25 protein-coding genes are annotated in these 23,469 nt (G+C 65.8%); 11 read left to right on the plus strand and 14 right to left on the minus strand.

Annotated elements, in window-relative coordinates; genetic code table 11:
• Positions 1 to 185 precede the first annotated feature (185 nt).
• The 7 genes from ACQ5SA_RS04225 to ACQ5SA_RS04255 form a co-directional block, all read right to left on the minus strand.
• Entirely contained in the window at positions 186 to 1,616 is a 1,431-nt protein-coding gene (locus ACQ5SA_RS04225) for a replicative DNA helicase (RefSeq protein ID WP_100552983.1), read from the minus strand.
• Positions 1,617 to 1,950: 334 nt separating this feature from the next.
• A complete protein-coding gene (locus ACQ5SA_RS04230) occupies positions 1,951 to 2,511 on the minus strand; it encodes an NADPH-dependent FMN reductase (protein WP_230110884.1) in 561 nt (186 codons plus the stop codon).
• A 66-nt stretch (positions 2,512 to 2,577) separates the two neighbouring features.
• Positions 2,578 to 4,521 carry an asparagine synthase (glutamine-hydrolyzing) gene (gene asnB, locus ACQ5SA_RS04235; RefSeq protein WP_499312858.1) on the minus strand — a complete coding sequence of 648 codons (1,944 nt, stop codon included), beginning with the start codon at positions 4,519 to 4,521 and terminating at the stop codon, positions 2,578 to 2,580.
• A gap of 3 nt (positions 4,522 to 4,524) precedes the next feature.
• On the minus strand, positions 4,525 to 6,804 hold the full coding sequence (locus tag ACQ5SA_RS04240) for a thiamine pyrophosphate-dependent enzyme (protein WP_353099546.1): 2,280 nt from the start codon (positions 6,802 to 6,804) through the stop codon (positions 4,525 to 4,527).
• Positions 6,805 to 6,893: 89 nt separating this feature from the next.
• Positions 6,894 to 7,553, minus strand: a complete 660-nt coding sequence (locus tag ACQ5SA_RS04245; RefSeq protein WP_230110887.1) for a glutathione S-transferase family protein — start codon at positions 7,551 to 7,553, stop codon at positions 6,894 to 6,896.
• 178 nt (positions 7,554 to 7,731) lie between these two features.
• Positions 7,732 to 8,274 carry a GNAT family N-acetyltransferase gene (locus ACQ5SA_RS04250; RefSeq protein WP_499312860.1) on the minus strand — a complete coding sequence of 181 codons (543 nt, stop codon included), beginning with the start codon at positions 8,272 to 8,274 and terminating at the stop codon, positions 7,732 to 7,734.
• Positions 8,275 to 8,377: 103 nt separating this feature from the next.
• Entirely contained in the window at positions 8,378 to 9,217 is an 840-nt protein-coding gene (locus ACQ5SA_RS04255; protein WP_499312862.1) for a glycine zipper 2TM domain-containing protein, read from the minus strand.
• A 163-nt stretch (positions 9,218 to 9,380) separates the two neighbouring features.
• On the opposite strand from ACQ5SA_RS04255, the gene ACQ5SA_RS04260 reads away from it, so the two are divergent.
• Together ACQ5SA_RS04260 and ACQ5SA_RS04265 are read left to right on the plus strand one after the other, a co-directional pair.
• The gene (locus tag ACQ5SA_RS04260; protein WP_089236154.1) at positions 9,381 to 9,596 is read left to right on the plus strand and encodes a DUF6116 family protein; all 216 of its coding nucleotides are present in this window, start codon (positions 9,381 to 9,383) and stop codon (positions 9,594 to 9,596) included.
• Positions 9,593 to 10,366: a TatD family hydrolase gene (locus ACQ5SA_RS04265; RefSeq protein WP_353099548.1), complete on the plus strand. Its 774-nt coding sequence runs from the start codon at positions 9,593 to 9,595 to the stop codon at positions 10,364 to 10,366. Before ACQ5SA_RS04260 ends, ACQ5SA_RS04265 begins: the two co-directional genes overlap by 4 nt.
• A gap of 91 nt (positions 10,367 to 10,457) precedes the next feature.
• On the opposite strand, the gene ACQ5SA_RS04270 is transcribed toward ACQ5SA_RS04265, so the two are convergent.
• Positions 10,458 to 11,285: a tRNA threonylcarbamoyladenosine dehydratase gene (locus ACQ5SA_RS04270; RefSeq protein WP_089236156.1), complete on the minus strand. Its 828-nt coding sequence runs from the start codon at positions 11,283 to 11,285 to the stop codon at positions 10,458 to 10,460.
• Between the two features lie 79 nt (positions 11,286 to 11,364).
• On the opposite strand from ACQ5SA_RS04270, the gene ACQ5SA_RS04275 reads away from it, so the two are divergent.
• Both ACQ5SA_RS04275 and ACQ5SA_RS04280 read left to right on the plus strand, forming a co-directional pair.
• The gene (locus ACQ5SA_RS04275; protein WP_230110891.1) at positions 11,365 to 11,799 is read left to right on the plus strand and encodes a cytochrome c; all 435 of its coding nucleotides are present in this window, start codon (positions 11,365 to 11,367) and stop codon (positions 11,797 to 11,799) included.
• A gap of 130 nt (positions 11,800 to 11,929) precedes the next feature.
• A complete protein-coding gene (locus tag ACQ5SA_RS04280; RefSeq protein ID WP_100552990.1) occupies positions 11,930 to 12,427 on the plus strand; it encodes a glycine zipper 2TM domain-containing protein in 498 nt (165 codons plus the stop codon).
• An 87-nt stretch (positions 12,428 to 12,514) separates the two neighbouring features.
• On the opposite strand, the gene ACQ5SA_RS04285 is transcribed toward ACQ5SA_RS04280, so the two are convergent.
• Positions 12,515 to 12,724: a cold-shock protein gene (locus tag ACQ5SA_RS04285; RefSeq protein WP_025876765.1), complete on the minus strand. Its 210-nt coding sequence runs from the start codon at positions 12,722 to 12,724 to the stop codon at positions 12,515 to 12,517.
• Between the two features lie 237 nt (positions 12,725 to 12,961).
• Here ACQ5SA_RS04285 and ACQ5SA_RS04290 point away from each other — a divergent pair, with 237 nt between their 5' ends.
• The 3 genes from ACQ5SA_RS04290 (at position 12,962) to arsC (ending at position 15,065) form a co-directional block, all read left to right on the plus strand.
• Positions 12,962 to 13,447 (plus strand): DUF456 domain-containing protein, encoded by a 486-nt coding sequence (locus ACQ5SA_RS04290; protein WP_099821145.1) that lies wholly within the window; start codon positions 12,962 to 12,964, stop codon positions 13,445 to 13,447.
• Positions 13,448 to 13,569: 122 nt separating this feature from the next.
• On the plus strand, positions 13,570 to 14,724 hold the full coding sequence (locus ACQ5SA_RS04295) for a phospholipase A (protein WP_032978835.1): 1,155 nt from the start codon (positions 13,570 to 13,572) through the stop codon (positions 14,722 to 14,724).
• Positions 14,724 to 15,065: an arsenate reductase (glutaredoxin) gene (gene arsC / locus ACQ5SA_RS04300; RefSeq protein ID WP_312785626.1), complete on the plus strand. Its 342-nt coding sequence runs from the start codon at positions 14,724 to 14,726 to the stop codon at positions 15,063 to 15,065. The genes ACQ5SA_RS04295 and arsC overlap by 1 nt, the downstream gene beginning before the upstream one ends.
• A 24-nt stretch (positions 15,066 to 15,089) precedes the next feature.
• On the opposite strand, the gene ACQ5SA_RS04305 is transcribed toward arsC, so the two are convergent.
• The 4 genes from ACQ5SA_RS04305 to ACQ5SA_RS04320 form a co-directional block, all read right to left on the minus strand.
• A complete protein-coding gene (locus ACQ5SA_RS04305) occupies positions 15,090 to 15,725 on the minus strand; it encodes a glutathione S-transferase family protein (RefSeq protein WP_499312864.1) in 636 nt (211 codons plus the stop codon).
• 53 nt (positions 15,726 to 15,778) lie between these two features.
• Positions 15,779 to 16,123 (minus strand): hypothetical protein, encoded by a 345-nt coding sequence (locus ACQ5SA_RS04310; RefSeq protein WP_499312865.1) that lies wholly within the window; start codon positions 16,121 to 16,123, stop codon positions 15,779 to 15,781.
• A gap of 14 nt (positions 16,124 to 16,137) precedes the next feature.
• The gene (locus tag ACQ5SA_RS04315) at positions 16,138 to 16,374 is read right to left on the minus strand and encodes a hypothetical protein (protein WP_499312866.1); all 237 of its coding nucleotides are present in this window, start codon (positions 16,372 to 16,374) and stop codon (positions 16,138 to 16,140) included.
• Positions 16,375 to 16,663: 289 nt separating this feature from the next.
• The gene (locus tag ACQ5SA_RS04320; RefSeq protein WP_108265950.1) at positions 16,664 to 18,181 is read right to left on the minus strand and encodes a fumarate hydratase; all 1,518 of its coding nucleotides are present in this window, start codon (positions 18,179 to 18,181) and stop codon (positions 16,664 to 16,666) included.
• 148 nt (positions 18,182 to 18,329) lie between these two features.
• Here ACQ5SA_RS04320 and ACQ5SA_RS04325 point away from each other — a divergent pair, with 148 nt between their 5' ends.
• The 4 genes from ACQ5SA_RS04325 (at position 18,330) to ACQ5SA_RS04340 (ending at position 22,794) form a co-directional block, all read left to right on the plus strand.
• Positions 18,330 to 19,226, plus strand: coding sequence for an RNA polymerase sigma-70 factor (locus tag ACQ5SA_RS04325; RefSeq protein WP_499312868.1), 897 nt, complete (start codon positions 18,330 to 18,332; stop codon positions 19,224 to 19,226).
• A gap of 36 nt (positions 19,227 to 19,262) precedes the next feature.
• Positions 19,263 to 19,712, plus strand: a complete 450-nt coding sequence (locus tag ACQ5SA_RS04330; RefSeq protein WP_499312869.1) for a carboxymuconolactone decarboxylase family protein — start codon at positions 19,263 to 19,265, stop codon at positions 19,710 to 19,712.
• A gap of 351 nt (positions 19,713 to 20,063) precedes the next feature.
• On the plus strand, positions 20,064 to 21,935 hold the full coding sequence (locus ACQ5SA_RS04335; RefSeq protein ID WP_499312871.1) for an ABC transporter ATP-binding protein: 1,872 nt from the start codon (positions 20,064 to 20,066) through the stop codon (positions 21,933 to 21,935).
• A gap of 79 nt (positions 21,936 to 22,014) precedes the next feature.
• Positions 22,015 to 22,794, plus strand: a complete 780-nt coding sequence (locus ACQ5SA_RS04340; protein ID WP_499312872.1) for a ferredoxin--NADP reductase — start codon at positions 22,015 to 22,017, stop codon at positions 22,792 to 22,794.
• A gap of 75 nt (positions 22,795 to 22,869) precedes the next feature.
• Here ACQ5SA_RS04340 and ACQ5SA_RS04345 read toward each other — a convergent pair whose 3' ends face one another.
• Entirely contained in the window at positions 22,870 to 23,349 is a 480-nt protein-coding gene (locus tag ACQ5SA_RS04345) for a glutathione peroxidase (RefSeq protein ID WP_230110901.1), read from the minus strand.
• Between the last annotated feature and the right edge of the window lie 120 nt (positions 23,350 to 23,469).

Raw genomic sequence — 23,469 nt, forward strand, 5'->3', positions numbered from 1 at the left:
CTGGACGCCGAAGGGCGGCGTCAAAAGGGCAGCAGCGGCGGAATCGTAGAAGCGTTGCGTTACATGTCATTTACACGCCACATACGGATTTTTGGCGATCCGGATGGAGACCATGACGTCGAGGCGCCCCAACGAAAAGAGCCGAGCACTGGGCTTGGCTCTGCAGGGCACGCCGGAATCATCGGTTATTCGAACGAACCGACCGAGTCGTGGGCCAGGTTGTCGAAACGGGTGTACTCGCCGAAGAACTTCAGCTTGCACGAGCCGGTGGGGCCACCACGGTGCTTGCCGATGATGATCTCGGCCAGCCCCTTGTCCGGCGAATTTTCCTTGTTGTAGTAATCGTCGCGGTAGATGAAGACGATCATGTCCGCATCCTGCTCGATTGCGCCCGATTCGCGAAGGTCGGCCATCACCGGGCGCTTGTCGGTACGCGTTTCCAGCGAGCGGTTGAGCTGGGACAGCGCGATGACCGGCACGTGCAGTTCCTTGGCCAGGCCCTTCAGCGAACGCGAGATCTCGGAGATTTCGGTCGCGCGGTTTTCGCTGTTGCCCGGCACGCTCATCAGCTGCAGGTAGTCGATCACGATCAGGCCCAGGTCGTGCTCGCGCTTGAGGCGGCGGCACTTGGAACGCAGGATCTCCGGCGACACGCCCGGCGTATCGTCGATGAAGATCTTGGTTTCCTTCAGCATCTTGATCGCACCGGTCACCCGGCTCCAGTCCTCGTCTTCCAGCTGACCGGTACGCAGGCGCTGCGCGTTGATGCGGCCATTGGAGGAGATCAGACGCATCGCCAGCTGCGATGCGGACATTTCCATCGAGAACACCGCCACGCCCTTCTTCGACTTGATCGCCGCGTACTCGGCGATGTTCAGGGCGAAGGTGGTCTTGCCCATCGCAGGACGCGCGGCAAGAATGATCAGGTCGGTCGGCTGCAGGCCGGCGGTCATCGCATCGAAATCGGTGTAGCCGGTCGGCAGGCCGGTGATGTTGCCGCCATTCTCGAAGCGGTTGCGCAGCTCTTCGAACGCGTCCTTCAACGCGCCGGGCATGGCCACGAAGTCGGTACGGCCGCGCGCGCCCTGTTCGGCAATGGCGAACACACTCTTTTCCGCAGCGGACAGCAACTCGCTGCTGTCGCGACCCTCGGGCTGGAAACCATCGTTGACGATGTCGGTGCCGACCTGGATCAGCTGCCGCAGCACGGCCTTGTCGCGCACGATCTCGGCATAGGCCACGATGTTCGCCGCCGACGGCGTGGTGCTGGCCAGTTCGATCAGATAGGCGCCGTCGCCCACCAGCTCCATCTTGCCCTGCGATTCGAACCACTCACCCAGGGTCACCGCATCGAAGGGACGCTCGCGCTCGGACAGCTCGCGGATCGCCCGGTAGATCATCTGGTGGTCGCGGCGGTAGAAGTCGCCCTCGGTCAGCTGGTCGTTGACCCGGTCGTAGGCGTCCGGTGCCAGCATCAGGCCGCCCAGCACCGCCTGTTCGGCTTCCACCGAGTGCGGCGGCACGCGCAACTGGTCGATACGCGATTCATCGCGATCGCGATCGAAGCCTTCGCCGCGCTCTCTGCGGTTGGAACGGAAGCCGGAACGGGCGGACATGCTGCGGTTTTTCCTGCAAAAGGGGTCAGACGAGTGTAGGCATGCGCCGACCCCGGCGGCCATGGACAAATCTGTGGATAAGCCGTGGAAGAACGGGGGATATCCGCCTGAGCCTGTCCAGACTGGCGCGGGGGCGTCGCATTGCCTGCGACGGGCGTCGTTGCGACGCCCGCAGCTGAGCATTATCGCAGATCAGTCAGCCAGGGTCGGAGTTCCTGCCTGCCCACTCAGTTGGAAGTGGGGTCAGAGCCCGTCGCTGCGCGCCAGGATCCGACCCCGGGCGTGGCTGGGGTCGGATCCCTCTGCGGCGCAGAGGGCTCTGACCCTGGAGGTCTCAATCGCCCTTGGCATGTACCGCGATCAGGGCCAGGAACCGGTCCACGTAGCCCTTCAGGAACGTCTGCGTACCTTCATTGTGGATCGTGCCGTCGGCATCGATCAGGCCATCCTTGAAGTGGATGAACGCCTCGGGCTGGCCAAGCACGTGCATGTCCAGGAAGGCCAGGCTGTTGCGCAGGTGCTGCTGGGCCACCGCCGTGCCGATCTGGCCGATGGAGGCGCCGATCACCGCTGCTGGCTTGCCCGCGAAGGCGCTGTCGCCGTACGGGCGCGAGCCGATGTCGATCGCATTCTTCAACACACCGGGCACGGAACGGTTGTACTCGGGGGTAACGAAAAGCACGGCGTCGGCGGCGCGTACCTGGTCCTTCAGGCGCGTGCCCTGCGCCGGGTAGCTGGCGTCGAAATCCTGGTCGTACAGCGGCAGGTCGCCGATCTGCACATACTGGAAGCGCGCCTTGTCGCCGGCCAGCTTCTCCAGTGCGTGCGCCAACTTGCGGTTGCAGGACTCTCTGCGCAGGCTGCCGACGAAAACAGCAATGGTGGGGACGGACATCAGGACATACTCCTCACGGTGCGGGAGAGCCAGCCTAGCGGCCGCGCCCTTCCCCACCGGTGAAGATCAGCCGCGCTGTACGCCTGCGCGCACCTGCCGCCAATGGTCCTGCCAGGCCTGGAACATCAGCACATTCCACAGGTGCGTGTGCCACTTGCGCTGGCCACCCAGGAACTGCTGCCACAGCGGCTGCACGGCCGCGGCCGACAACACCCCTTCACGTTCCAGCCGCGCCGGCTGCAGCAACTCGTCCGCCCAGGGCTTCAGATCACCTTTCAGCCAGTCACTGACCGGCGCGCCGAACCCACGCTTGGGTCGGTGCACCATCGATTGCGGCACGTACCGCCCCAGCACGCGTTTGAGCAGCACTTTGCTGGTCGATTCACTGCGCTTGAAGCCCAGCGGCAGCGACCACGCGAATTCGGCCACGCGCCAGTCCAGCAAGGGCGCGCGCGCCTCCAGGCTGACCGCCATCGAGGTGCGGTCGACCTTGCACAGCAGGTCGTCGGGCAGATAGCTGACGAAGTCGGCCAGCATCATCGCGTCGGCCGGCGTGCCGGCACCATGCAGCGGATCGGCCAGATCGTAGAAGCTGCCCGCCTCGCGTGCACCGATCACCGCCGCCGCCGGATCGCGCCAGCGCGAAATGCGGTTGCGATACACATCGCCGATGCCGCGCGCGCCGGTTTCGGCCAGCAACGCCGCCAGCCCGCCGGTGCGCGACGCTTCACCCTGCTGGTGTGCACGCGCGCCCATCCAGCGCCGCAGTGGCGCTGGCACCCGTCCCAGCATCTGCCAGTTGCGCAGCGCGCGTACATAGCGGGTGTAGCCGAAAAACAGTTCATCGCCACCATCGCCGGACAACGCGACGGTCACACCCTGCCGGGCGAGGCGGGCGACCAGCGCGGTCGGCACCTGCGAGGCATCGGCAAAGGGTTCATCGAACATCGCCGGCAGCTGCGGCACCACCGCCAGCGCATCCGCGCCGCTGACATACAGTTCGGTGTGATCGCAGCCAAGGTGGGTGGCCAATTCCCTGGCCAACGGCGCCTCGTCGTGGTGGGAGCCGCTGAAGCCGATGCTGAAGCTGTGCACCGGCTGCCCGCTCTGCGCCTGCATCAGCGCCGCCACCAGCGACGAATCGGTGCCGCCGGACAGGAACACGCCCACCGGCACATCGGCCACCATGCGCAACGCCACTGCATCCCGCAGCAGGTCATCCAACTGCTCCTCGGCCTCCTCGATGCGGCCCTGGAATGGTGCGGCCAGTGCAGCCTGCATGCGCGCACGCGCGTCCCAGTACGGGCGCTGTGCCTGCTCTGGGCGATGTGCGCTGGCCCCTGCCGCCACCGCCGCCGCATCCAGCCGCAGTACGCGGCCAGGCATCAGCTTGTAGCAGCGCTGATGGATGCTGTGCGGTGCTGGGATGTAATCCAGCCGCAACAGCAGCGTCAGCGCATCGCGGTCGATATCGTTGTCGAAGTCCGGGTGCTGCCACAGCGCCTTCAGCTCGGAGCCGAACACCAGGGCATCACCGGCCCAGCCGTAGTACAGAGGCTTCTTGCCGACCCGGTCGCGGGCCAGCCACAGGCACTGTTCCTGGCGGTCCCACAAGGCAATCGCGAACATGCCGTTGGCGCGCTGCAGGGTGTCCTCGACGCCCCACTGCAGGATCGCGGCCAACAGCACTTCGGTATCGGAATGGCCACGGAACGCATGGCCCAGCGGCTCCAGTTCGGCGCGCAGGGAGGCGAAGTTGTAGACCTCGCCGTTGTAGGCCATCACATAGCGGCCGTCGACCGAGGCCATCGGCTGGTGGCCCAGCGGTGAAAGATCGAGGATGCTCAGGCGCCGGTGGGCCAGGGCGATGCCAGCGGGGGCATCGACCCAGGTACCGCCGTCATCCGGCCCGCGATGGTGCAGCGCCTGGCCCATGGCCAGCGCCTGCGCCTGCAGGACCTCGGCCGGCGTCTGTGCCGCCGGCAACAACATACCCGCCAATCCACACATGCATCAGGGTTCCTGCGCCAGGTCGAGGGCGGCGCCAATCACCGCATTGTCGCTTGGAAGCCCGAACATTGCTGCCCCCGCCAGCGGCGTATAGGTATCGGCACCGCAGACCCGGCGCACCGGCAGGTGACCATGGCCGGCCTCGACCAGCGCGGTGATCACGCCCTCGCCGATGCCCCCGCTCTGCCGCCCCTCGTCCAGCACCAGCACCCGTTGCGCCGTGGCGGTCTGGGCACCGATGAAGGCGGCGTTCAACGGCACCAGCCAGCGCAGGTCGACCACCCGCACCTGCCAGCCCAGCTGCTGCTCAATGCCGGTCGCTGCACGCAGCGCCATCGGCACACCGTTGCCGTAGGTGAAAATCACCAGGTCGGTGGCATCCGGCGCGTACACCCTACCCTCGCCCAGCACCAATGCCTGCCCAGGCGCGGGGTAGTCGAACAACCACTGGCCATCGCCGGCCGCATGCAGATCCTTGGTCATGTACAGGGCGATCGGTTCCAGGAACACCGCCACCCGGCCATCCACGCGGGCCAATGCCGCCAACGTGCGCAGCATCATCACCGCATCATCGCCACGCGACGGACAGCCCACCACCAGCCCCGGGATGTCACGCAGCGCCGTGATCGAGTTGTCGTTGTGGAAATGACCGCCGAACCCCTTCTGGTAGCCCAGCCCAGCCACGCGCACCAGCATCGGGTTGCGGAACTGGTCATTGGAGAAGAACTGCAGCGAACAGGCTTCGCCGCGCAGCTGGTCGATGGCGTTGTGCAGGTAGGCCAGGTACTGGATTTCCGGAATCGGCAACATGCCCATGTTGGCCAGCCCCTGGGCCATGCCCAGGATCATGGTCTCGTCCAGCAGCGTGTTGAATACCCGGCGCGGGCCGAAACGGCGCAGCAGGTCGCGTGTCACCGTGTAGACGCCGCCCTTCTGCGCGACGTCCTCGCCAAACAGCAGCGCCTGCGGATACTTGCCCAGCAGCTCCTGCAGCCCGTGGTTGATCTGGATCGCCAGATGCCGCGGCGGTTGCCGTTCGGGCAACGCGTCGGCGCCGCCATACAGCGCCTGCCGCGCCTCGACGGGCGCCACGCGCTCGGCCTCGGCCTGCACCGCTGCAGGCGTATAGGGTGCCAACGGTGTGAGCACTTCCTGCAGTGTCTGCAGCTTCGGACGCGTATCGGCATCGATGGCGGCGGCCATGCAGCGCGCGCGCAGGGTTTCATAGGCGGCCTCCACGCCTGCCGCATCCATCCAGCCCGATTCCAGTGCGATCTGCGCCGAGCGCAGCAGCGGGTCCTGCGCTTCGGCCGCACACAGCTCCGCCAGCGCACGCCATTCCACTTCGAAGTCGGTGCCGGCGTGGCCCATCAACCGCGTAGTACGCAGGTGCAGGAAGGTGGGCCGGCGCAAGCGCCGGCAATGTTCGACCGCCGCCTGCACCTGCGCGTGTCCGGCTGCCAGGTCCAGGCCATCGGCGAAGAAATAGTCCAGGCCCGGTTGCCGGCTGAAGCGCTCTGCGATCCATCCCTCAGGTGTCTTCACCGAAATGCCGAGGCCGTTGTCTTCGCACACGAACAGGATCGGAACTGGCAGCTTCTGGTACGCCGACCACATCGCGGTATTGAATGCGGTCTGCGCGGTGGCATGGTTGGCCGAGGCATCGCCGAAGGAGCACATCACGATGCTGTCGGCCGGAATCGGCAGCGGCTGGCTCAGGCGCCTGCCACTCTCTATCGCCAGCGCCGTACCGAGCGCCTTGGGCAGGTGCGATGCGATGGTCGAGGTCTGCGGCAGCACCCACAGCGGCTTGCTGCCCCACACTTTGTGACGACCGCCACTGGCCGGATCGTCGGCGCTGGCGGCAAAGGACAGCGCGGCGTCGCGCACGGGGTCCATGCCTGGCACCAGCCGTGCGCGTTCGGCCATGAAGGCGCCGGAACGGTAGTGCAGGAAGGCGGGATCGGTGTGCCGGCAGGCGCGCGCAAGCAGCGCGTTGCCTTCGTGACCGGAGGAGCCGATGGTGTAGAAGACCTTGTTCTGCACGCGCAGCACCCGCGCCATCAGATCCAGCTGGCGACTGAGCAGCTGCGATTCGAACAGTTCGCCGAAGGCGGCGGCCGTCAGAGTGCTGCCCGGCAGGATCGGCGCATCCGGCGCCGGACGCGGCCGCGGCATGCCACGCCAGGCGCGTACGGCCTCAAGGAAATTGACGTCACAGACTTCGGCGCGGTTGAGGCCACGCATGCGTGCGGGAATGGGATCTGGAACCACAGCGAACATCGAACACCCTCCGTGCCGTTGTTGCGAACCGTGGCGCCGAACGTGCTCGACCCTTCTGCCGGTCGAGCACGACCGACGCTACAAGGGAATCAATCCGGTGCGTTGAACCGCGCGCGCACCTCGGCGGTCACTGCGGGCATGGGCACGAAGCGAGGCTGCGCACGCACCCGCTGCAACCAGGCCTGCACCTGCGGGAATGCATCCAGCGCGATGCCACCGTCGGCAGCGACATCGGAATAGGCGAACAGGGCGATATCAGCAATACCGTAGTCGGCGCCGGTGAACCACTGCGCCTGCCGCAGATGCTGTTCCATCACCGCCAGCGCGCTGGCAGCGCGCTCATGCAGGCGCGGCAGTTCAGCGCGACGCGGTGAGTCGGCAGGTGTCCAACCGCGGATGAAGCGTGCCACCGCCACGCAGGGCTCATGCGTGTACTGCTCGAAGAACATCCAGCTCAATGCCTGCGCACGCTGCCAACCGTCGGCCGGAAGATACGGCGTGCCCTCGGCCAGCCAGAACAGGATCGCATTGGATTCGGTCAGCACGCGGCCGTCGTCGCGCACGATCAACGGCACCTTGGCATTGGGGTTGAGAGCGAGAAATTCCGCGCTATGGGTCTGGCCGTGGGCACTGTCCACCTCCACCCAGCGGTAGCGGCTGCCAAGCTGTTCCAGCAGCAGTCGCACCTTGTGGCAGTTGCCCGAGACCGACATGCCATGCACCGTCAACGGAATGCGTTCTTCCACCATTGCCTGCTCCAGGGAGATCCCGGCCTGCAGCCGGCTGCCCGCAGTCTGGCAAGCAGCCTGGCGATTGCCAAGCGCGGGTGCAGCATGGCGATACGGTGGTGCCGGTCGCTGGCCGGCAACCTCGATGCAGCTGGATTCGTGCGATGGCCGGCCAGTGACCGGCATTACCAGGCAGCGCTCAGCGTGCGCGCTGTTGCCACTGCTCGCGCGATTGCCCCCAGATTTCCAACGGCTTGCCTTCATAGGGCGGTGGCAACTGCCCCATGCGGAGCAGCGTGCTGCCCAGCTTGCGCGCAACCACTTTCGAGTTCTCGTTGTCTTCGGCGATGGTGTGGATCACCTCGTCCCAGCCCAGCGTATCGAACGCCCAATCGATGGCGGCGATCGCCGCCTCCGGTGCGTAGCCCTGGCCCCAGCTGGCACGGCGGATGCTCCAGCCGACCTCGGTACCGGGCCAGTCCTGCGGCTGCCACGGTCCCATGCGACCGATCCATTCACCGCTGGATTTCTCGATCACGCTGAACATCGAAAAGCCGAACAGCTGCCACGCGCCAGCCAGGCTGCAGAAGCCGCGCCATGCCACTGACGGTGCCTGCACGCCACCCAGTGTGCGCATCACCTCTTCATCGGCACAGAACGCCAGATAGGGTGCGTAGTCCTGCCGCTGCGGCGGGCGCAGGATCAGGCGTTCGGTTTCGATGCGCAGGTCGAAGATGCTCATGAGGTCATGGTAGATCCACGGCACGCGTGGATGAACCCCATCCCTGCAAAAAAAAACAGGCCAGCAGAGGCTGGCCTGTTCGATGCAGCGTTGTAGTGGGGGATTACTGACGGTTGGCCGTCGAATCCCCAGCAGCGGCGGTCTGGGTGACCAGCTGCCCATCCACCACCGGCAGGCGGTCGCTGGCCGGCTTGTTGTCCAGACGCACGGTCTTCTCTGCACCGTCGTAGCGGTAGGTCACGTTGTAGCCCTTGACCACATCGCTGGTACCCATGGCAATGCGGTTGCCCGGCTTGCTGCCCATGCGCATGGTGCCCGTGGTGCCGTCTTCATTGCGGTAGGTGACGTTGTAGCCGGTGACACGGCTCGACTCGGAAGTCGCCGTTTCGGTATGGCACTGGCGCTCGGTGCGGTTGACCACGCGGCCACCCACATGGCGCTTGTCGACCTGGTTGCCGATGAAGCCACCCGCCACGGCACCGGCAGCGGTCGCGGCCTTCTTGCCGTTGCCGCCGCCCACCTGGTTGCCCAGCAGGCCGCCGACCACGGCACCGACCACGGTGCCACCGACGTTGCCATCACGCTCGGGCAGGCGCTCCTGCACCACCACGTCCTGACAGACCTCATGCGGGGTCTGGGTGGTGGACGTTTCGCGTACCGGATCGGTGCCGATCACGGTCGCATAGGCCTTCTGCTTCTCGGTGATCGGATCGACCTTCAACACGTCGGCGTATTCCAGGCCACGCGGCGCACTGGCGTCCACGGCGTCGCCACGCGCGCCATCATCGGTGGCATTGCCATCGACCAGGCGCGATTCACTCGGGTTTCCGGCGCTGAGCTGCTCAGGCGACTTGTCGCCACTCTTCATGAAGGCGGCGGTTGCGATACCACCGACCAGCAGCGCGCCCGCTGCGACCAGGACAGTTGTAGTTGTGCTTTTCATGACCTGCTCCTTGCGGACCGTCCGCAACGTTCTCAGGCCAGATTGCAGCATGCGGTGCCTGAACGGAATCTCCACATTTCCTGCTCACCGCCGTAACCCATTCAGCATCGGGAAATGCTGGGCCCGTGGTAGCGTTTGCACATTCCCCAGGAGGACCCCTGTCATGGCCAACCCGATGCTGCTGCCGGTCCTGCAATGGGCGCGCCGGCTGCGCTACCCCACCCTGTTCAAGCTGACCGCCGGCCTGTTCGCGCTGACCCTGCTCATCCCCGACCCGATTCCGTTCATCGACGAACTGATGCTGGGCCTGGGCACCCTGCTGCTGGCCAACTGGAAGAGCCGCAGCGCAACCACGCCACCACCGCTGGAGCAGCGTTGAACCTGCTGGTCGACAGCCACTGCCATCTGGATGCCAGCGAATTCGACGTTGACCGCGAGGCGGTCATCGACCGCGCACGCGCTGCCGGCGTGCAGTGGCAGGTGGTTCCGGCCGTCACTGCGGCCAGCTGGCCCAAGCTGCGCGAGGTCTGCCAGCAGGCGACGGGGCTCTACCCCGCCTATGGCCTGCACCCGATGTTCCTGGACCAGCACCGGCCAGAACACCTGCCGCAGCTGCGTGAATGGATTGAACAGGAGCGCCCCTGCGCGATCGGCGAATGCGGACTGGATTTCTTCGTCGAGGGCCTGGATGCCGAGGCCCAGCAGGATTACTTCATCGGCCAGCTGAAGGTGGCGCGCGAGTTCGATCTGCCGGTGATCGTGCATGCCCGCCGTGCAGTGGATGCGGTGATCGCGGCGATCCGCCGCATCGGTGGCCTGCGCGGTGTGGTGCACAGCTTTTCCGGCAGCCCGGAACAGGCCGCGCAGCTGCACAAGCTGGGATTCCTGCTCGGTCTGGGCGGACCACTGACCTACGAGCGCGCGCAGCGCCTGCAACGGCTTGTGCGCGAGATGCCACTGCAGCAGTTGCTGCTGGAGACCGATGCGCCGGACCAGCCCGACGCGGGTATCCGTGGCCAGCGCAACGAGCCAGCGCGGCTGGCGGTCATCGCCCGCCACATCGCCGCGCTGCGCGGCATGGACATTGAAGACGTGGCGCGGGCCACCACGGACAACGCGCGACGGCTGTTCAGCCTGCCCGCGCCGTAACGGTAGTGCCGGCCGCTGGCCGGCAACCCCGGAACGCTTGAATCAACGCTTGAATCAGCGCAGATGCCGGCCAGCGGCCGGCACTACCCGATCACACTCCTGCCTCTGCTTCAACCGCTTCGGCCTTCACCTTCTTCGGCTCCAGCAGCATCTCCAGCGCCTTGCCCACGGCCGCGAACGCGAACGCGCCGGTGATGTGGGTGGCCGCACCCAGACCAGCGCCGCAATCCAGCTTCAGGGCGGCATCCGCGCCGAGATTCGGCCGCAGGCCACAGACGCTGCCATCGGCCTGCGGATACTTCACGTTCTCCAGCGAATACACCGCCGGCACGCCGAAATAGCGCTTGGCATTCTTCGGGAAGTTGAATTCGCTGCGCAGCTTCTTGCGGATCAGCGCCAGCATCGCGTCATGCTCGGTGCGCGAGACATCGCGGATGCGCACCAGGGTGGGGTCGGTACGGCCGCCGGCGGCGCCGACAGTCAGCAACGGCAGCTTGCGGCGGCGGCACCAGGCAATGGTTTCCACCTTCACCCGGAAGCTGTCGCAGGCATCGATCACCAGGTCGAAACCGCGGTCCAGCAGTTCGGCCATGTTGGCCGGGGTCAGGAACGCCTGCACGGCGTCGACCTCGATCTGCGGATTGATCGCCCTGCAGCGCTCGGCCATGGCCTCGGCCTTGTTGCGCCCGTAGTTGCCCTCCAGCGCCGGCAGCTGGCGATTGGTATTGGACACGCAGATGTCATCGGCATCGATCAGGGCCAGATGGCCAACCGCCGAGCGCGCCAGCGCCTCCACCACCCACGAGCCCACGCCGCCCATGCCGACCACGGCGACACGGCTGCCCTGCAGGCGCTCGAGCGCGCCGACGCCATACAGCCGTTCAATGCCGGCGAAGCGTTGTTTGACCTGTTCGTTCATCGGGCTATTTTAGCGTGCAGATCCCCTCACTACTGCACGCCGACACCGAACCCACCGTTGCACGCCCGGAGCGCCCGCCATGAGTGCCAGCCCACCCCGCCGCCCGTCCACCGCCTACCGCTATCTCTTCGTACTTGGTCTGGGCCTGCTGATCGGCCTGATTGCCACGGTGATGGTCGGCCGTGCCCTGCAGGCGCGCCGCGATCCGTTCCCGGACAGCCTGATGCAGGTGATGCAGCGGCAGGCGGATCTGCTGCAGCAGGCGCAGCAGCAGAACCGCTGCAGCCTGGCCGACAGCATCCCGCGCCTGCAGGTACTGCGCCTGCTGTCCAACGACCTGGACCTGGCCTTCCCCGGGTTGAAGGACAGCCGGCAGTTCCAGCAGCACGCCAGCCAGTACCGGGCCGACCTCAATGCAGCCTTGGCCAGCCCTCCCACCGACTGCGCCGCGTTGGCGCAGCAGGTGCAGACCCTGAAGGACGATTGCCGTGCGTGTCATCAGGATTTCCGCTGATTCATCTTCGAGTGGGCGAAGGCCGATGTGGTTGGCGCCTTGTTCACGTTGAAAAGAGGAGGATTCGCTCACCCTGCTGCATGACGCAGTACCACCCAACGCACCCGCCTTCACGGCCAGGAGACGCCCCATGAAGATCCAGCTCATCGCCGCCAGTGTCATCGCAACCGTCGGCCTTGCCGGCTGTGCCACCTCGCCGGGCTATGGCGGTGGTGGTTACAACAACAACGGCTACAACAACGGCGGCTACGGCAACAATTCCGGTTACAACCAGGGCCGTTGCGCCGACTGCGGCATCGTCACCCGCATCAATGCCGTGCAGTCTGGCCGTACCGCGCCTTCCGCCACCGGCGCGATCCTCGGCGGCATCGTCGGCGCGGTTGCCGGCCATGAGATCTCCGACCACACCGGCGGCAGCCGCGGCAACAAGAACATCGCCGCCGCCGCTGGCGCCGTGGGTGGCGCACTGGCCGGCAACCAGATCCAGAAGAACGTCACCAGCGATACCTATGACATCAGCGTGCGCATGGATGACGGCCGCACCATCGTGGTCAACCAGCGCGACCTCGGCGGCATCCGCGAAAACACCTATGTCCGCGTGGTCAACGGCAAGGTCATCCTGCGCTGAGCCGAATCGGGCCCTGGCCGAACAGACCCGGAGCAACAAAAAAGGCCCGCTTGCGCGGGCCTTTTTCATGCCGGCAAGCGGCAGGTATTACGCCGGCTGGACCTTGTCGGCCTGCAGGCCCTTCTGGCCCTGCACGACTTCAAAGCTCACGGCCTGGCCTTCCTTGAGGCTCTTGAAACCCTGGGTCTCGATGGCACGGAAGTGCACGAACACGTCCTCGCCATTCTGCCGGCTGATGAAGCCGAAGCCCTTGGCATCATTGAACCACTTCACGGTACCGTTCTCACGATCAGCCATCTCACTAACTCCCTTTGACTCTCTACTTGTTGTTGGATACGCCTGTTGGGCGGCTGACAAGCAAGGGGGAAGCGAGGTGCATCGATGCAGCGGATCGGAACGATCTTGCTTCATCAGGCCACGATCCACGGTGACCTTGCCAAGCTCAGCGACTGCAACTTAACCCGACCAAAACGAAAAAGCAACTGGCAAAAACCTTTCACTGTCAACCCCAAAAACACAACCATACTGGACAGCATGGACCTCTCATTCATCTTGTATCTGCTAGCGGTCATTTTTGTCCTGATCGGCATCGCAGGCATCGTCCTGCCGGCGCTGCCGGGCATCCCGCTGGTCTTCGTCGGATTGGTGCTTGCTGCGTGGGCAGACGGCTTCGTCCATGTCGGCTGGCCCACCCTGCTGATCCTCGGCGTACTGACCGCGCTGTCGCTGCTGGTGGATGTGCTGGCGACCGTGGTTGGCGCCAAGCGCGTAGGCGCCAGCCGCAAAGCGCTCTGGGGCACGTTCATCGGCAGCATCGTTGGCCTGTTCTTCATGCCGATCGGATTGTTCGCCGGGCCCTTGCTCGGCGCGCTGCTGGGCGAGTACTGGCATACCCGCGAGCTTGGCCGCTCGACCAAGGTCGGGCTGGCCACGTGGCTTGGCATCCTGCTGGGTCTGGCACTGAAGCTGGCGCTGGTGATCGCGATGCTGGGCCTGTTCGCCTTCGCCTGGTTCCTGTGAGACATGCGGCCTTCACGCAGCGCGCACGTACACGCCGGGCATAAACCCGTGGGGCTGGCCGTTACCGGATGCAGCCGCCACACTGTCCCTCTTTCCGCATTCATTCCGAAGGGCCTGCTGCAATGACCCTCTCTCCGCTGTTTCCCCGTCTTGCACCGCTGGCGTTGGCCCTGGCCAGCGCGCCACTGGCAGCGCAGGAATTCGCGCCCAGCGCCGAGGCCTCGCCAGCCGCCTGCGCAGCCATCACGACCGATGCAGCACGTCTGGCCTGCTACGACCGCCAGTTCGGGCGCACGCCGCAGGCCACCGCCGAAGCTGACGCCGCCGCCGAAGCCGCCGCACAGGCGCGCCGTGAGCAGCGCGACACCACGCGGGTAAGCCAGGGCGAGGAAAAACTGCGCGAACGTGTCAGCGATCTGTTCCGTTCCGAAGCGCCGGACAGCGCACTTGCCAATGCCGGCCGTGGTTCGCTGCTGGACAGCCGCTGGGAACTGGCCGAGGACTCCAAGCTGGGCCCGTTCCAGCTGCGTGCGTACAAGCCCGTGTACCTGCTGCCGGCCTTCTGGACCAGCGATCGCAACACCATGCCGCACTCGCCGAACCCGGCCAACAGCGTGACCACCCCGCAGGTGCTGGACAGCGCCGAGCTGAAGTTCCAGATCAGCTTCAAGACCAAGATCGCCGAGAACCTGTTCGGCGACAACGGCGACATCTGGGCAGGCTACACCCAGAGTTCGCGCTGGCAGGCCTACAACGGCGAGGACTCGCGCCCGTTCCGCGAGACCAACTACGAGCCGGAAGTGATGATGGTGTTCCGCAACGGCTACTCGATCGGTGGCTGGCGTGGGCGGATGACCGGCATCAGCCTCAACCACCAGTCCAACGGCCGTGCCGATCCGCTGTCGCGCAGCTGGAACCGGGTGATCCTCAACGTCGGCCTCGACCGCGAGAACTGGGCACTGGTGCTGCGTCCCTGGTACCGCATTCCCGAGACCCGCAGCGACGACAACAACCCGGACATCGAGGACTACATGGGCCGCGGCGACGCGACCCTGACCTGGAACCACAAGGGTCATGAGGTCTCGTTGATGGCGCGCCACTCGTTGCGCACCGGTGACCGCTCTCACGGCGCCCTGCAGCTGGACTACGGCTTCCCGATCAGCAACCTGCTGCGCGGCCATGTGCAGATCTTCGACGGCTATGGCGAGAGCCTGATCGACTACAACCACAAGGCAACCTATGTCGGCGTGGGCGTGTCCCTGCTGGAGTGGTTCTGATGGATGTGACGATCTGGCACAACCCTGCGTGCAGCAACTCGCGCGGGGCGCTCAAGCTGATCCGCGATGCGGGTATTGAGCCGGTGGTGATCGAGTATCTGGGCAGCCCGCCTGACGTGGCCACGCTGCGCCAGGTGCTGGCGGAATCCGGCCTGGCAGCGACGGAACTGGTGCGCAGCAAGGAACCCGAGTTCGCCGCACTGGGCCTGCACGGAACCGACGACGACGCCCTGCTGGCCGCCATGGCCACCCACCCGCGGCTGATCAACCGCCCGGTGGTACGCACTGCCAAGGGCACGCGCCTGTGCCGGCCACCGGAAACGGTGCTGGAGATCCTGTAACCCGCCCCGCTTTGGTAGAACGGGTTACAGCCAGTCGGTGATGCCTTCGCGGCGATAGACCTCGGCGAACGCCGGGCGCGCCTTCAGGCGATCCGCATACGCCTTCAATACCGGCCAGTGGTCGCTGGGCGTGGGCATGTTGCGCGACCAGCGCATCAACATCACCAGCATGAAATCGACCACGCTCGGCGCATCGCCAAGCAGGTAAGGGCCGCCGCTCTGCAGGTGCGTGGCAAGGTGCTGCCACGCCGCTTCCAGTTGCTGCCGCGCCATCGCACGCACGGCCTCGATGCACTCGCCACCCGCCGCTTCGTGCGCGTAGAACCAGGCGCGGTACGCCGGCTGCACGGTGTTGGCGCACCAGAACATCCATCGATAGGCCTCGCCACGCGCGGGCGTGCCGACGGCGGGCAACAACCCTGCCTGCGGATGACGGTCTGCCAGATACAACGCAATGGCGGCCGCCTCGGTCAGCACCTGGCCGTCGATCAGCAGGGTCGGCACCTTGCCGGCCGGATTCAGGGCCAGGTAGTCGGCCGACTTGTGCTCGTGCGTGTCGAAATCGAGCAGCACCAGTTCGTGCTCGATGCCCAGCTCGATCAGCAGCCAGTGCACCACCAGCGAGGCGGTGCTGGTGGAACCATACAAGGTGGTGCGCATATGACCGATCCTGTGCGGGGAACGGCTGATTATGCGCGCTGCCACCGTTCGGGTCAGCCGCAGGTGCTCATGCAGGTGTCGCGACGCTCGCCACAGCCCATCATCGGCGCCCGCAGCGTGCAATCGTGCGCTTTCAATTCGCAGGAGCGACGCAGTTCCGGATGCTCGATGTCCTTGCAGCGCTTGTCCGGTGTCGGTGCCACCTGCTGCTCGCAGCTGGACTGGCGGCTGCCGATTCCCTGGTCTTGGGCCATGCAGCTGCGATAGCTGGCCTGGCACTGCATCTGGCACTGGGCACCGGCGCTGAAGCCGCCCCCACCGCCATACGACGAAGACGATGTACTGCATCCGGCAAGCACCAGCAGGCCGACAAAGCAAAGGCTGCGCAACAGGTTCACAGGACACTCCTTGTTCAATAGACCGGAATACTGCCGGAAGAACGGGTTTCGCTCACCGATCCGCCGCAATCGAGCACACACTGGGCCCGGGTCGCATCACAGGCGCGCGTATCGGCTGCAACGGCGCAGTATGCGCCGGCGCCGCGTGCGCCCTCGCAACGATGCCGCATCTTCTCGTCAGCAATATCGCTGCATTTGTCGATGACACGTGCTTTGCCCGCCTGACAGCTCTGCTGCGCCGTTTCAGCCATCGAGCGCGCCTGACCCGCGCATTGCAGATGCCGCTGTGCACACCCTGCCGCACACACGCGGCCGGCCTCACTGGTGGGTTGCTCCACGTAGTACTGCGGCGCGCAACCCGCCAGCAATAGGATGGCAACTACAACAAGAACTGCACTTGTTCCTTGACGCACAAGCAGCTTCCCTTCCTTGGCAACGCGCACACCCTAGCAAAGCAGCGCGAGTGCAAACGTTAAACGAAGAACGGCGCCACCAGGGCGCCGTTCTGCAATCGGACAGGCATGGACGTCGCCGCGCCGATCACTCCACCACGACAGGAATCTTGCCGATGCGGGCCTGCCATTCGCGCGGGCCGGTCTTGTGCACCGACTCACCGGTGGAATCGACGGCCACGGTCACCGGCATGTCTTCCACGGTGAACTCGTAGATCGCTTCCATGCCCAGGTCGGCGAAGCCGACGACCTTGGCCGCCTTGATCGCCTTGGACACCAGGTACGCCGAACCACCGACGGCCATCAGGTAGGCCGACTTGTGCTTCTTGATGGCTTCGATCGCAGCCGGGCCGCGCTCGGCCTTGCCGACCATGCCCAGCAGGCCGGTTTCGCTCAGCACCTGTTCGGTGAACTTGTCCATGCGGGTGGCAGTAGTCGGACCAGCCGGGCCCACCACTTCGTCGCGCACCGGATCGACCGGACCGACGTAGTAGATGAAGCGACCCTTGAGATCGACCGGCAGTTCCTCGCCCTTGTTGAGCATGTCGACCATGCGCTTGTGCGCGGCGTCGCGGCCGGTCAGCAGCTTGCCGTTGAGCAGCAGGGTCTGGCCCGGCTTCCAGTTGGCCACGTCTTCCGGGGTGATCGTGTCCAGGTCCACGCGGGTGCCCTTGGAGGCGTCATAGGTCAGCTTCGGCCAGTCTTCCAGCGACGGCGGGTCCAGCATCACCGGGCCACTGCCGTCCAGGGTGAAGTGCGCGTGGCGGGTGGCGGCGCAGTTCGGAATCATCGCCACCGGCAGGTTGGCCGCGTGGGTCGGGTAGTCGTTGATCTTGATGTCGAGCACCGTGGTCAAACCACCCAGGCCCTGCGCGCCGATGCCCAGCGCATTGACCTTCTCGTACAGCTCCAGGCGCAGCTCTTCGATGCGGTTGGACGCACCGCGGGCCTGCAGCTCGGTGATGTCGATCGGCTCCATCAGCGCTTCCTTGGCCAGCAGCATCGCCTTTTCAGCAGTGCCACCGATGCCGATGCCGAGCATGCCCGGCGGGCACCAGCCCGCGCCCATGGTCGGCACGGTCTTCAGCACCCAGTCGACGATCGAGTCGGACGGGTTGAGCATGGCGAACTTGGTCTTGGCTTCCGAACCACCGCCCTTGGCGGCGACGATCACCTCGACGGTGTTGCCCGGCACCACCTTGACGTTGACCACGCCCGGGGTGTTGTCCTTGGTGTTGATGCGCTTGCCGGCCGGATCGGCCAGCACCGAGGCGCGCAGCTTGTTGTCCGGGTACAGGTAGGCGCGACGGATGCCCTCGTTGGCCATGTCCTCCACACCCATGGTGGCGTCATCCCAGCGCACGTCCATGCCGATTTCCAGGAACACAGTGACGATGCCGGTGTCCTGGCAGATCGGCCGGTGGCCTTCGGCGCACATCCGCGAGTTGATCAGGATCTGCGCGATCGCCTCCTTCGCTGCCGGCGACTCCTCGCGCTCGTAGGCGGCGGCAAGGTTCTTGATGTAGTCGACCGGGTGGTAGTACGAGATGTACTGCAGCGCGTCGGCGACGGACTGGATGAGGTCTTCCTGCTTGATCGATGTCACGGATTGCTCGCTTGCTGAAGGCTGGCGGGGGTAATCCGCCCATTTTACCCCCTCCCTCGACCGCGGGGTGGCAGTGTCGGCCGCTGGCCGGCAAGATCTGAGCCCTGCCCTCTGTCACGCCGCGCCCCGCTGGCGCGTCCTTGCCCACATGAACGCCGAAACCGCCTTCCATACCCACCGCCCGCGCTTGATGGCACTGGCTTACCGACTGCTGGGCAGCCGCACCGACGCCGAAGACGTGGTGCAGGACGCCTGGCTGCGCTGGTCAGGTACCGATACCGCGGCCATCGCCGACCCGGAGGCCTGGCTGGTGACCACCACCACCCGTCTGGGCCTGGACCGGCTGCGCGCGGCCAAGCGTGAGCGCGCGCACTACGTGGGCCCGTGGCTGGCGGAACCGCTGGCGATCACCCTCGAACCTGATCCGGCGCCCGGCCCGGCCCAGCTGCACGCGCTGGCCGATGACGTCTCGGTGGCCTTCCTGACCCTGCTCGAACAGCTGGGCCCGGAGGAGCGCGCCGCCTTCTTGCTGAAGGAAGCCTTCGATCACGACTACCGTGAGATTGCCGAGCTGATCGGCCATAGCGAGACCAACTGCCGGCAGCTGGTGCACCGTGCCCGGCAGCGCCTGCAGGCAGGGAGGCCACGCTTCAACGCCGATGCCAGCCAGCACCGGCAGCTGCTGGCGCGCTTCATGGACGCCTCCCAGCGCGGCGACAGCGAAGCGATCCAGGCGCTGCTGCATGCCAACGCGCTGCTGGTCTCCGATGGCGGTGGCGTGGTTACCGCGGCGGTGCGTCCGCTGCTGGGCGCCGAGCGTATCGGCCGCCTGTACTGGGCAATCGCCCGCCGCGGCGCAGCGCATCCGGCTCAGCTCGGCTACGTCAACGGCGAGCCGGCGATCCTGCGCTTCGAAGGCGGCCACCTGCACTCGATCACCACCATCGAGGTGGTCGATGGCCGCATCGCCAATCTCTACAGCGTGCTGAATCCAGAAAAACTGCCTGCGGTTGTCACGCGCGCCGACACGGCGGCGTCCTTGTAACGAAAGGCGGCCATCGTGGCCGCCGTGGAGCTGAAGATGTCCAACCACAACTCTCCCCGCGTTCCCTACACCCGCCTGGCCGCTGATGCCTTCAAGGGCCTGCTGGCCACCAGCAAGGCGGTGCATGACAGTTCGATCGATCCGACCCTGATGGAACTGGTGTTCCTGCGCGTGTCGCAGCTCAACGGCTGCGGTTACTGCATGGACATGCATGCCACCACGCTGCGCAAGGGTGGCATCGAGCCGCGCAAGCTGGATACGTTGCCGGCCTGGCACGAAAGCCGTTTCTTCGACGAACGCGAGCGCGCGGCGCTGGGCTGGGCCGAGGCCCTGACCCGGTTGACCGACGGTGCGCCGTCGCAGGCGGCGTTCGATGCGCTGGCACCGCACTTCGATGAGAAGGGCATCAGCGACCTGAGCATGGGAATCGCCGTGATCAATGCCTGGAACCGGCTGGGCGCTGGGTTGCTGCCGCCGCTGCCGTAAGGGGGTTGCCGTCCGGGCTGCGCCCGGCGCCCGCTGTAATGCCGGCCGCTGGCCGGCAACCTAAACCTCAACCTCAACAGCAACAGCAGAAGCTGGCTTCCTGCGCGCTGGCCCACCCCGCCTTCGACAGTTTCCTGCTGCTGTTCGGTAGGTGTCGACCTTGGTCGACACAGTAGATCCACGCCATGCGTGGATGGAGGTGGGTCGGATCCCTTCGCACTGCGAAGGGCTCTGACCCATTGTGGGTCGCGGGGGTCAGAGCCCTTTGCCGCGCAAAGGGATCTGACCCCGGTGTCAGCCACACGGCTGCGCTGACCCCACCTGCACGTATCAGGCGCGCACAATAGCGGCATGCCTGCTTCCCCCATTGTCGGCGCTGCCGGCGCCAAGAAACCCAGCCTGCGTCAACGCTTCAAGGCGATGCGCAACCTGCCGCCATTCCTGCGTCAGGTGTGGCAGACCAGCCGCGCCCTGACCCTGGCCAGTCTTGGCCTGCGCCTGATCCGTGCGCTGCTGCCAGTGGCGATGCTGTACGTCGGCAAGCTGATCATCGATACCGCGCTGCACCTCAGCCAGCACGACGCGGGCTTCCCGCCGCTGGGCGAGGCCCTGTCCAGTGGCTTGCTCAATCCGCTGCTCGGCCTGCTGGCACTGGAACTGGGCCTGGCCATCGCCTCGGACCTGCTCGGCCGTCTGGTCAGCTACGCCGATGCCCTGCTGTCGGAACTGTTCGCCAACGTCACCAGCGTGCGCCTGATGGAACACGCAGCCACCCTGGACCTGGAGGACTTCGAGGACCCGGACCTGCAGGACAAGCTGGACCGTGCGCGGCGCCAGACCATGGGCCGGATGAACCTGATGAGCCAGCTGTTCGGCCAGGTGCAGGATGCGATCACCGTCGCCAGCCTGGCCGTCGGCCTGCTGGTCTACGCGCCGTGGCTGATCCTGCTGCTGGCGCTGGCGCTGGTGCCGGCGTTCATTGGCGAGTCGCACTTCAATGCGGCCGGTTACAGCCTCAACTTCCTGTGGACGCCGGAACGCCGCCAGCTGGACTACCTGCGCCAGCTCGGCGCCAGCGTGGAAACGGCCAAGGAAGTGAAGATCTTCAACCTGCACCGGTTCCTGGTCGACCGTTACCGCAGCTTGTCGGCGGCACTCTTCCTCGCCAACCGCGCGCTCGCCCGGCGGCGTGCGTTCTGGGGCACGCTGCTGGCCGCGCTGGGCACGCTGGGCTACTACACCGCGTATGCCTATATCGCCTGGCGCACGGTGCGCGGCGATTTTTCGATCGGTGACCTGACCTTCCTCGCCGGCAGCTTCCTGCGCCTGCGCCAGTTGTTGGAAGGCCTGCTGATCGGCTTCTCGCAGGTGGCCAGCCAGGCGTTGTATCTGGACGACCTGTATTCGTTTTTCCAGATCGAACCGGAAATCCACTCGCGCAAAGACGCAGTGCGCGTGCCGCAGCCGATCCGCGAAGGCTTCGTGTTCGAAGACGTAGGCTTCCGCTATCCCGATGCCGAGCAATGGGCCGTGCGTCACCTCGATTTCCAGCTGCACGCGGGCGAAGTGCTGGCACTGGTCGGTGAAAACGGCGCAGGCAAGACTACCCTGGTCAAGCTGCTGGCACGCCTGTACGAACCCGACGAAGGCCGCATCCTGCTGGATGGCCGCGACCTGCGCGACTACGACCTGGACGACCTGCGCGCCAATCTCGGCGTGATCTTCCAGGACTTCGTGCGTTACAACCTCAGTGCCGGCGAGAACATCGGTGTCGGCCAGGTGGAAGCGATGGACGACCGCGCGCGGATCACCGACGCCGCCCGCCGCGGCATGGCCGAGGAAGTGATCGCGGCCCTGCACGGCGGCTACGACCAGCAGATCGGCCGCCGCTTCAAGCAGGGCGTGGACCTGTCCGGTGGCCAGTGGCAGAAGATCGCCATCGCCCGTGCGTGGATGCGCGATGCACAGCTGATGATCCTGGATGAACCCACCGCGGCGCTGGACGCCCGTGCCGAGTTCGAGGTGTTCCAGCGGTTCAGGGAGTTGGCGGATAATCGCACTGCCGTGCTGATTTCCCATCGGTTCTCGTCGGTGCGCATGGCCGACCGCATCCTGGTGCTGGCTGACGGCCGCATCGAGGCCAGCGGCACTCACGCGCAGCTGATGGCCCAGGGCGGCCGCTATGCCGAGCTGTTCGAGCTGCAGGCGGCAGGTTACCGCTGAGAACGCCTCTCGTTTCGCCTAATGAGAACCTGTCTCATTTGAGATAGAATTGTCCCGACGACTTCTGATAGATACGCCCATGTCCTCCGCTTTCGGCGCCGAAACGGTGCTTGAGGTCCGCCACTGGACCGACGCCTACTTCAGCTTCACCCTTACCCGTGACAGCGGTTTCCGCTTCGAGAACGGCCAGTTCGTGATGATCGGCCTGGAGACCGACGCGCGGCCGCTGCTGCGCGCGTACTCCATCGCCAGCGCCAACTGGGAAGAGCACCTGGAGTTCTTCAGCATCAAGGTGCAGGACGGCCCGCTGACCTCGCGCCTGCAGCACATCAAGCCGGGCGACAAGGTGCTGGTCGGCAAGAAGCCCACCGGCACCCTGCTGATCAGCGACCTGCACCCCGGCAAGAACCTGTACCTGCTGGGTACCGGCACCGGCATGGCACCGTGGCTTTCGGTCATCAAGGACCCGGAAACCTACGAGCGCTTCGAGAAGGTGATCCTCTGCCATGGCGTGCGCTACGAAAAGGACCTGGCCTACCGCGACTACTTCGAAAAGGAACTGCGCGAGCATGAGTTCCTGGGCGAGATGATCGGCGACAAGCTGCTGTACTACCCGGCGGTGACCCGCGAACCGTTCCCGAACCAGGGCCGCCTGACCCAGCTGATGGAAAGCGGCGAAATGCAGCGCACCCTGGGCCTGCCGGAGCTGAGCCCGGAAAACGACCGCGCGATGATCTGCGGCAGCCCGCAGATGCTGGCCGACCTGCGCACCGTGCTGGACAGCCGCGGCTTCCAGACCTCCCCGCGCATCGGGACGCCCGGCCACTACGTGTTCGAGCGCGCGTTCGTCGAGAAATAAGCTTCAACGGTAGCGCCGGCCGCTGGCCGGCTCTGCTGCAGCCACGTGGTTGCCGGCCAGCGGCCGGCACTACCTTCAGAGCAGCGCTTCGATGCCGCCGCGCAGCTGCTCCGGCTTGGTGGTCGGCGCATAGCGATCCACCACCTGCCCCTTGCGATCAACCAGGAACTTGCTGAAGTTCCACTTGATGCGGGCGATGCCCAGCAATCCGCGCTTTTCGTGCGACAGCCATGCCCACAGCGGGTCGGCACCCTCACCGTTGACCTCGATCTTCTGCGACAGCGGGAAGCTGACCGGGTAATCGATCGAGCAGAACTGGCGGATCTGCGCGGCATCGCCCGGTTCCTGCGCACCGAACTGGTTGCAGGGAAAGCCGATCACCACCAGGCCGCGATCGCGATACCCCTGCCACAGCTGTTCCAGCCCGGTGTACTGCGGGGTGAAGCCACAGCGGCTGGCCACGTTGACCAGCAGCAGCGGACGTCCCTGGTACTGCGCCAGCGGATGCGGCTGGCCATCAAGGTCGCGGAAGCTGAAATCGTAGGCGGTGGTCATGGCAACTGGCCTGGGGCGGTGTTCTCCATGGTACCCGGGCAGTCAGCCATGGGGGGGCGCTACTGCGCGGCGGCGTTGCCAACATGCCTTTTGACACAAGTGCGGGCGCGCCGGGCCGGG

The organism is Stenotrophomonas indicatrix (genome assembly GCF_050573115.1).
Taxonomy (GTDB): Bacteria; Pseudomonadota; Gammaproteobacteria; order Xanthomonadales; family Xanthomonadaceae; genus Stenotrophomonas; species Stenotrophomonas lactitubi_A.

Coding starts and splice junctions, on each gene's coding strand:
- arsC (WP_312785626.1), top strand. CDS start 14,724: ATGGATGTGACGATCTGGCACAACCCTGCGTGCAGCAACTCGCGCGGG.
- ACQ5SA_RS04260 (WP_089236154.1), top strand. CDS start 9,381: ATGGCCAACCCGATGCTGCTGCCGGTCCTGCAATGGGCGCGCCGGCTG.
- ACQ5SA_RS04240 (WP_353099546.1), bottom strand. CDS start 6,804: ATGTTCGCTGTGGTTCCAGATCCCATTCCCGCACGCATGCGTGGCCTC.
- asnB (WP_499312858.1), bottom strand. CDS start 4,521: ATGTGTGGATTGGCGGGTATGTTGTTGCCGGCGGCACAGACGCCGGCC.
- ACQ5SA_RS04325 (WP_499312868.1), top strand. CDS start 18,330: ATGAACGCCGAAACCGCCTTCCATACCCACCGCCCGCGCTTGATGGCA.
- ACQ5SA_RS04255 (WP_499312862.1), bottom strand. CDS start 9,217: ATGAAAAGCACAACTACAACTGTCCTGGTCGCAGCGGGCGCGCTGCTG.
- ACQ5SA_RS04330 (WP_499312869.1), top strand. CDS start 19,263: ATGTCCAACCACAACTCTCCCCGCGTTCCCTACACCCGCCTGGCCGCT.
- ACQ5SA_RS04290 (WP_099821145.1), top strand. CDS start 12,962: ATGGACCTCTCATTCATCTTGTATCTGCTAGCGGTCATTTTTGTCCTG.
- ACQ5SA_RS04230 (WP_230110884.1), bottom strand. CDS start 2,511: ATGTCCGTCCCCACCATTGCTGTTTTCGTCGGCAGCCTGCGCAGAGAG.
- ACQ5SA_RS04295 (WP_032978835.1), top strand. CDS start 13,570: ATGACCCTCTCTCCGCTGTTTCCCCGTCTTGCACCGCTGGCGTTGGCC.
- ACQ5SA_RS04305 (WP_499312864.1), bottom strand. CDS start 15,725: ATGCGCACCACCTTGTATGGTTCCACCAGCACCGCCTCGCTGGTGGTG.
- ACQ5SA_RS04285 (WP_025876765.1), bottom strand. CDS start 12,724: ATGGCTGATCGTGAGAACGGTACCGTGAAGTGGTTCAATGATGCCAAG.
- ACQ5SA_RS04340 (WP_499312872.1), top strand. CDS start 22,015: ATGTCCTCCGCTTTCGGCGCCGAAACGGTGCTTGAGGTCCGCCACTGG.
- ACQ5SA_RS04245 (WP_230110887.1), bottom strand. CDS start 7,553: ATGGTGGAAGAACGCATTCCGTTGACGGTGCATGGCATGTCGGTCTCG.
- ACQ5SA_RS04280 (WP_100552990.1), top strand. CDS start 11,930: ATGAAGATCCAGCTCATCGCCGCCAGTGTCATCGCAACCGTCGGCCTT.
- ACQ5SA_RS04315 (WP_499312866.1), bottom strand. CDS start 16,374: ATGGCTGAAACGGCGCAGCAGAGCTGTCAGGCGGGCAAAGCACGTGTC.
- ACQ5SA_RS04335 (WP_499312871.1), top strand. CDS start 20,064: ATGCCTGCTTCCCCCATTGTCGGCGCTGCCGGCGCCAAGAAACCCAGC.
- ACQ5SA_RS04345 (WP_230110901.1), bottom strand. CDS start 23,349: ATGACCACCGCCTACGATTTCAGCTTCCGCGACCTTGATGGCCAGCCG.
- ACQ5SA_RS04270 (WP_089236156.1), bottom strand. CDS start 11,285: ATGAACGAACAGGTCAAACAACGCTTCGCCGGCATTGAACGGCTGTAT.
- ACQ5SA_RS04250 (WP_499312860.1), bottom strand. CDS start 8,274: ATGAGCATCTTCGACCTGCGCATCGAAACCGAACGCCTGATCCTGCGC.
- ACQ5SA_RS04275 (WP_230110891.1), top strand. CDS start 11,365: ATGAGTGCCAGCCCACCCCGCCGCCCGTCCACCGCCTACCGCTATCTC.
- ACQ5SA_RS04225 (WP_100552983.1), bottom strand. CDS start 1,616: ATGTCCGCCCGTTCCGGCTTCCGTTCCAACCGCAGAGAGCGCGGCGAA.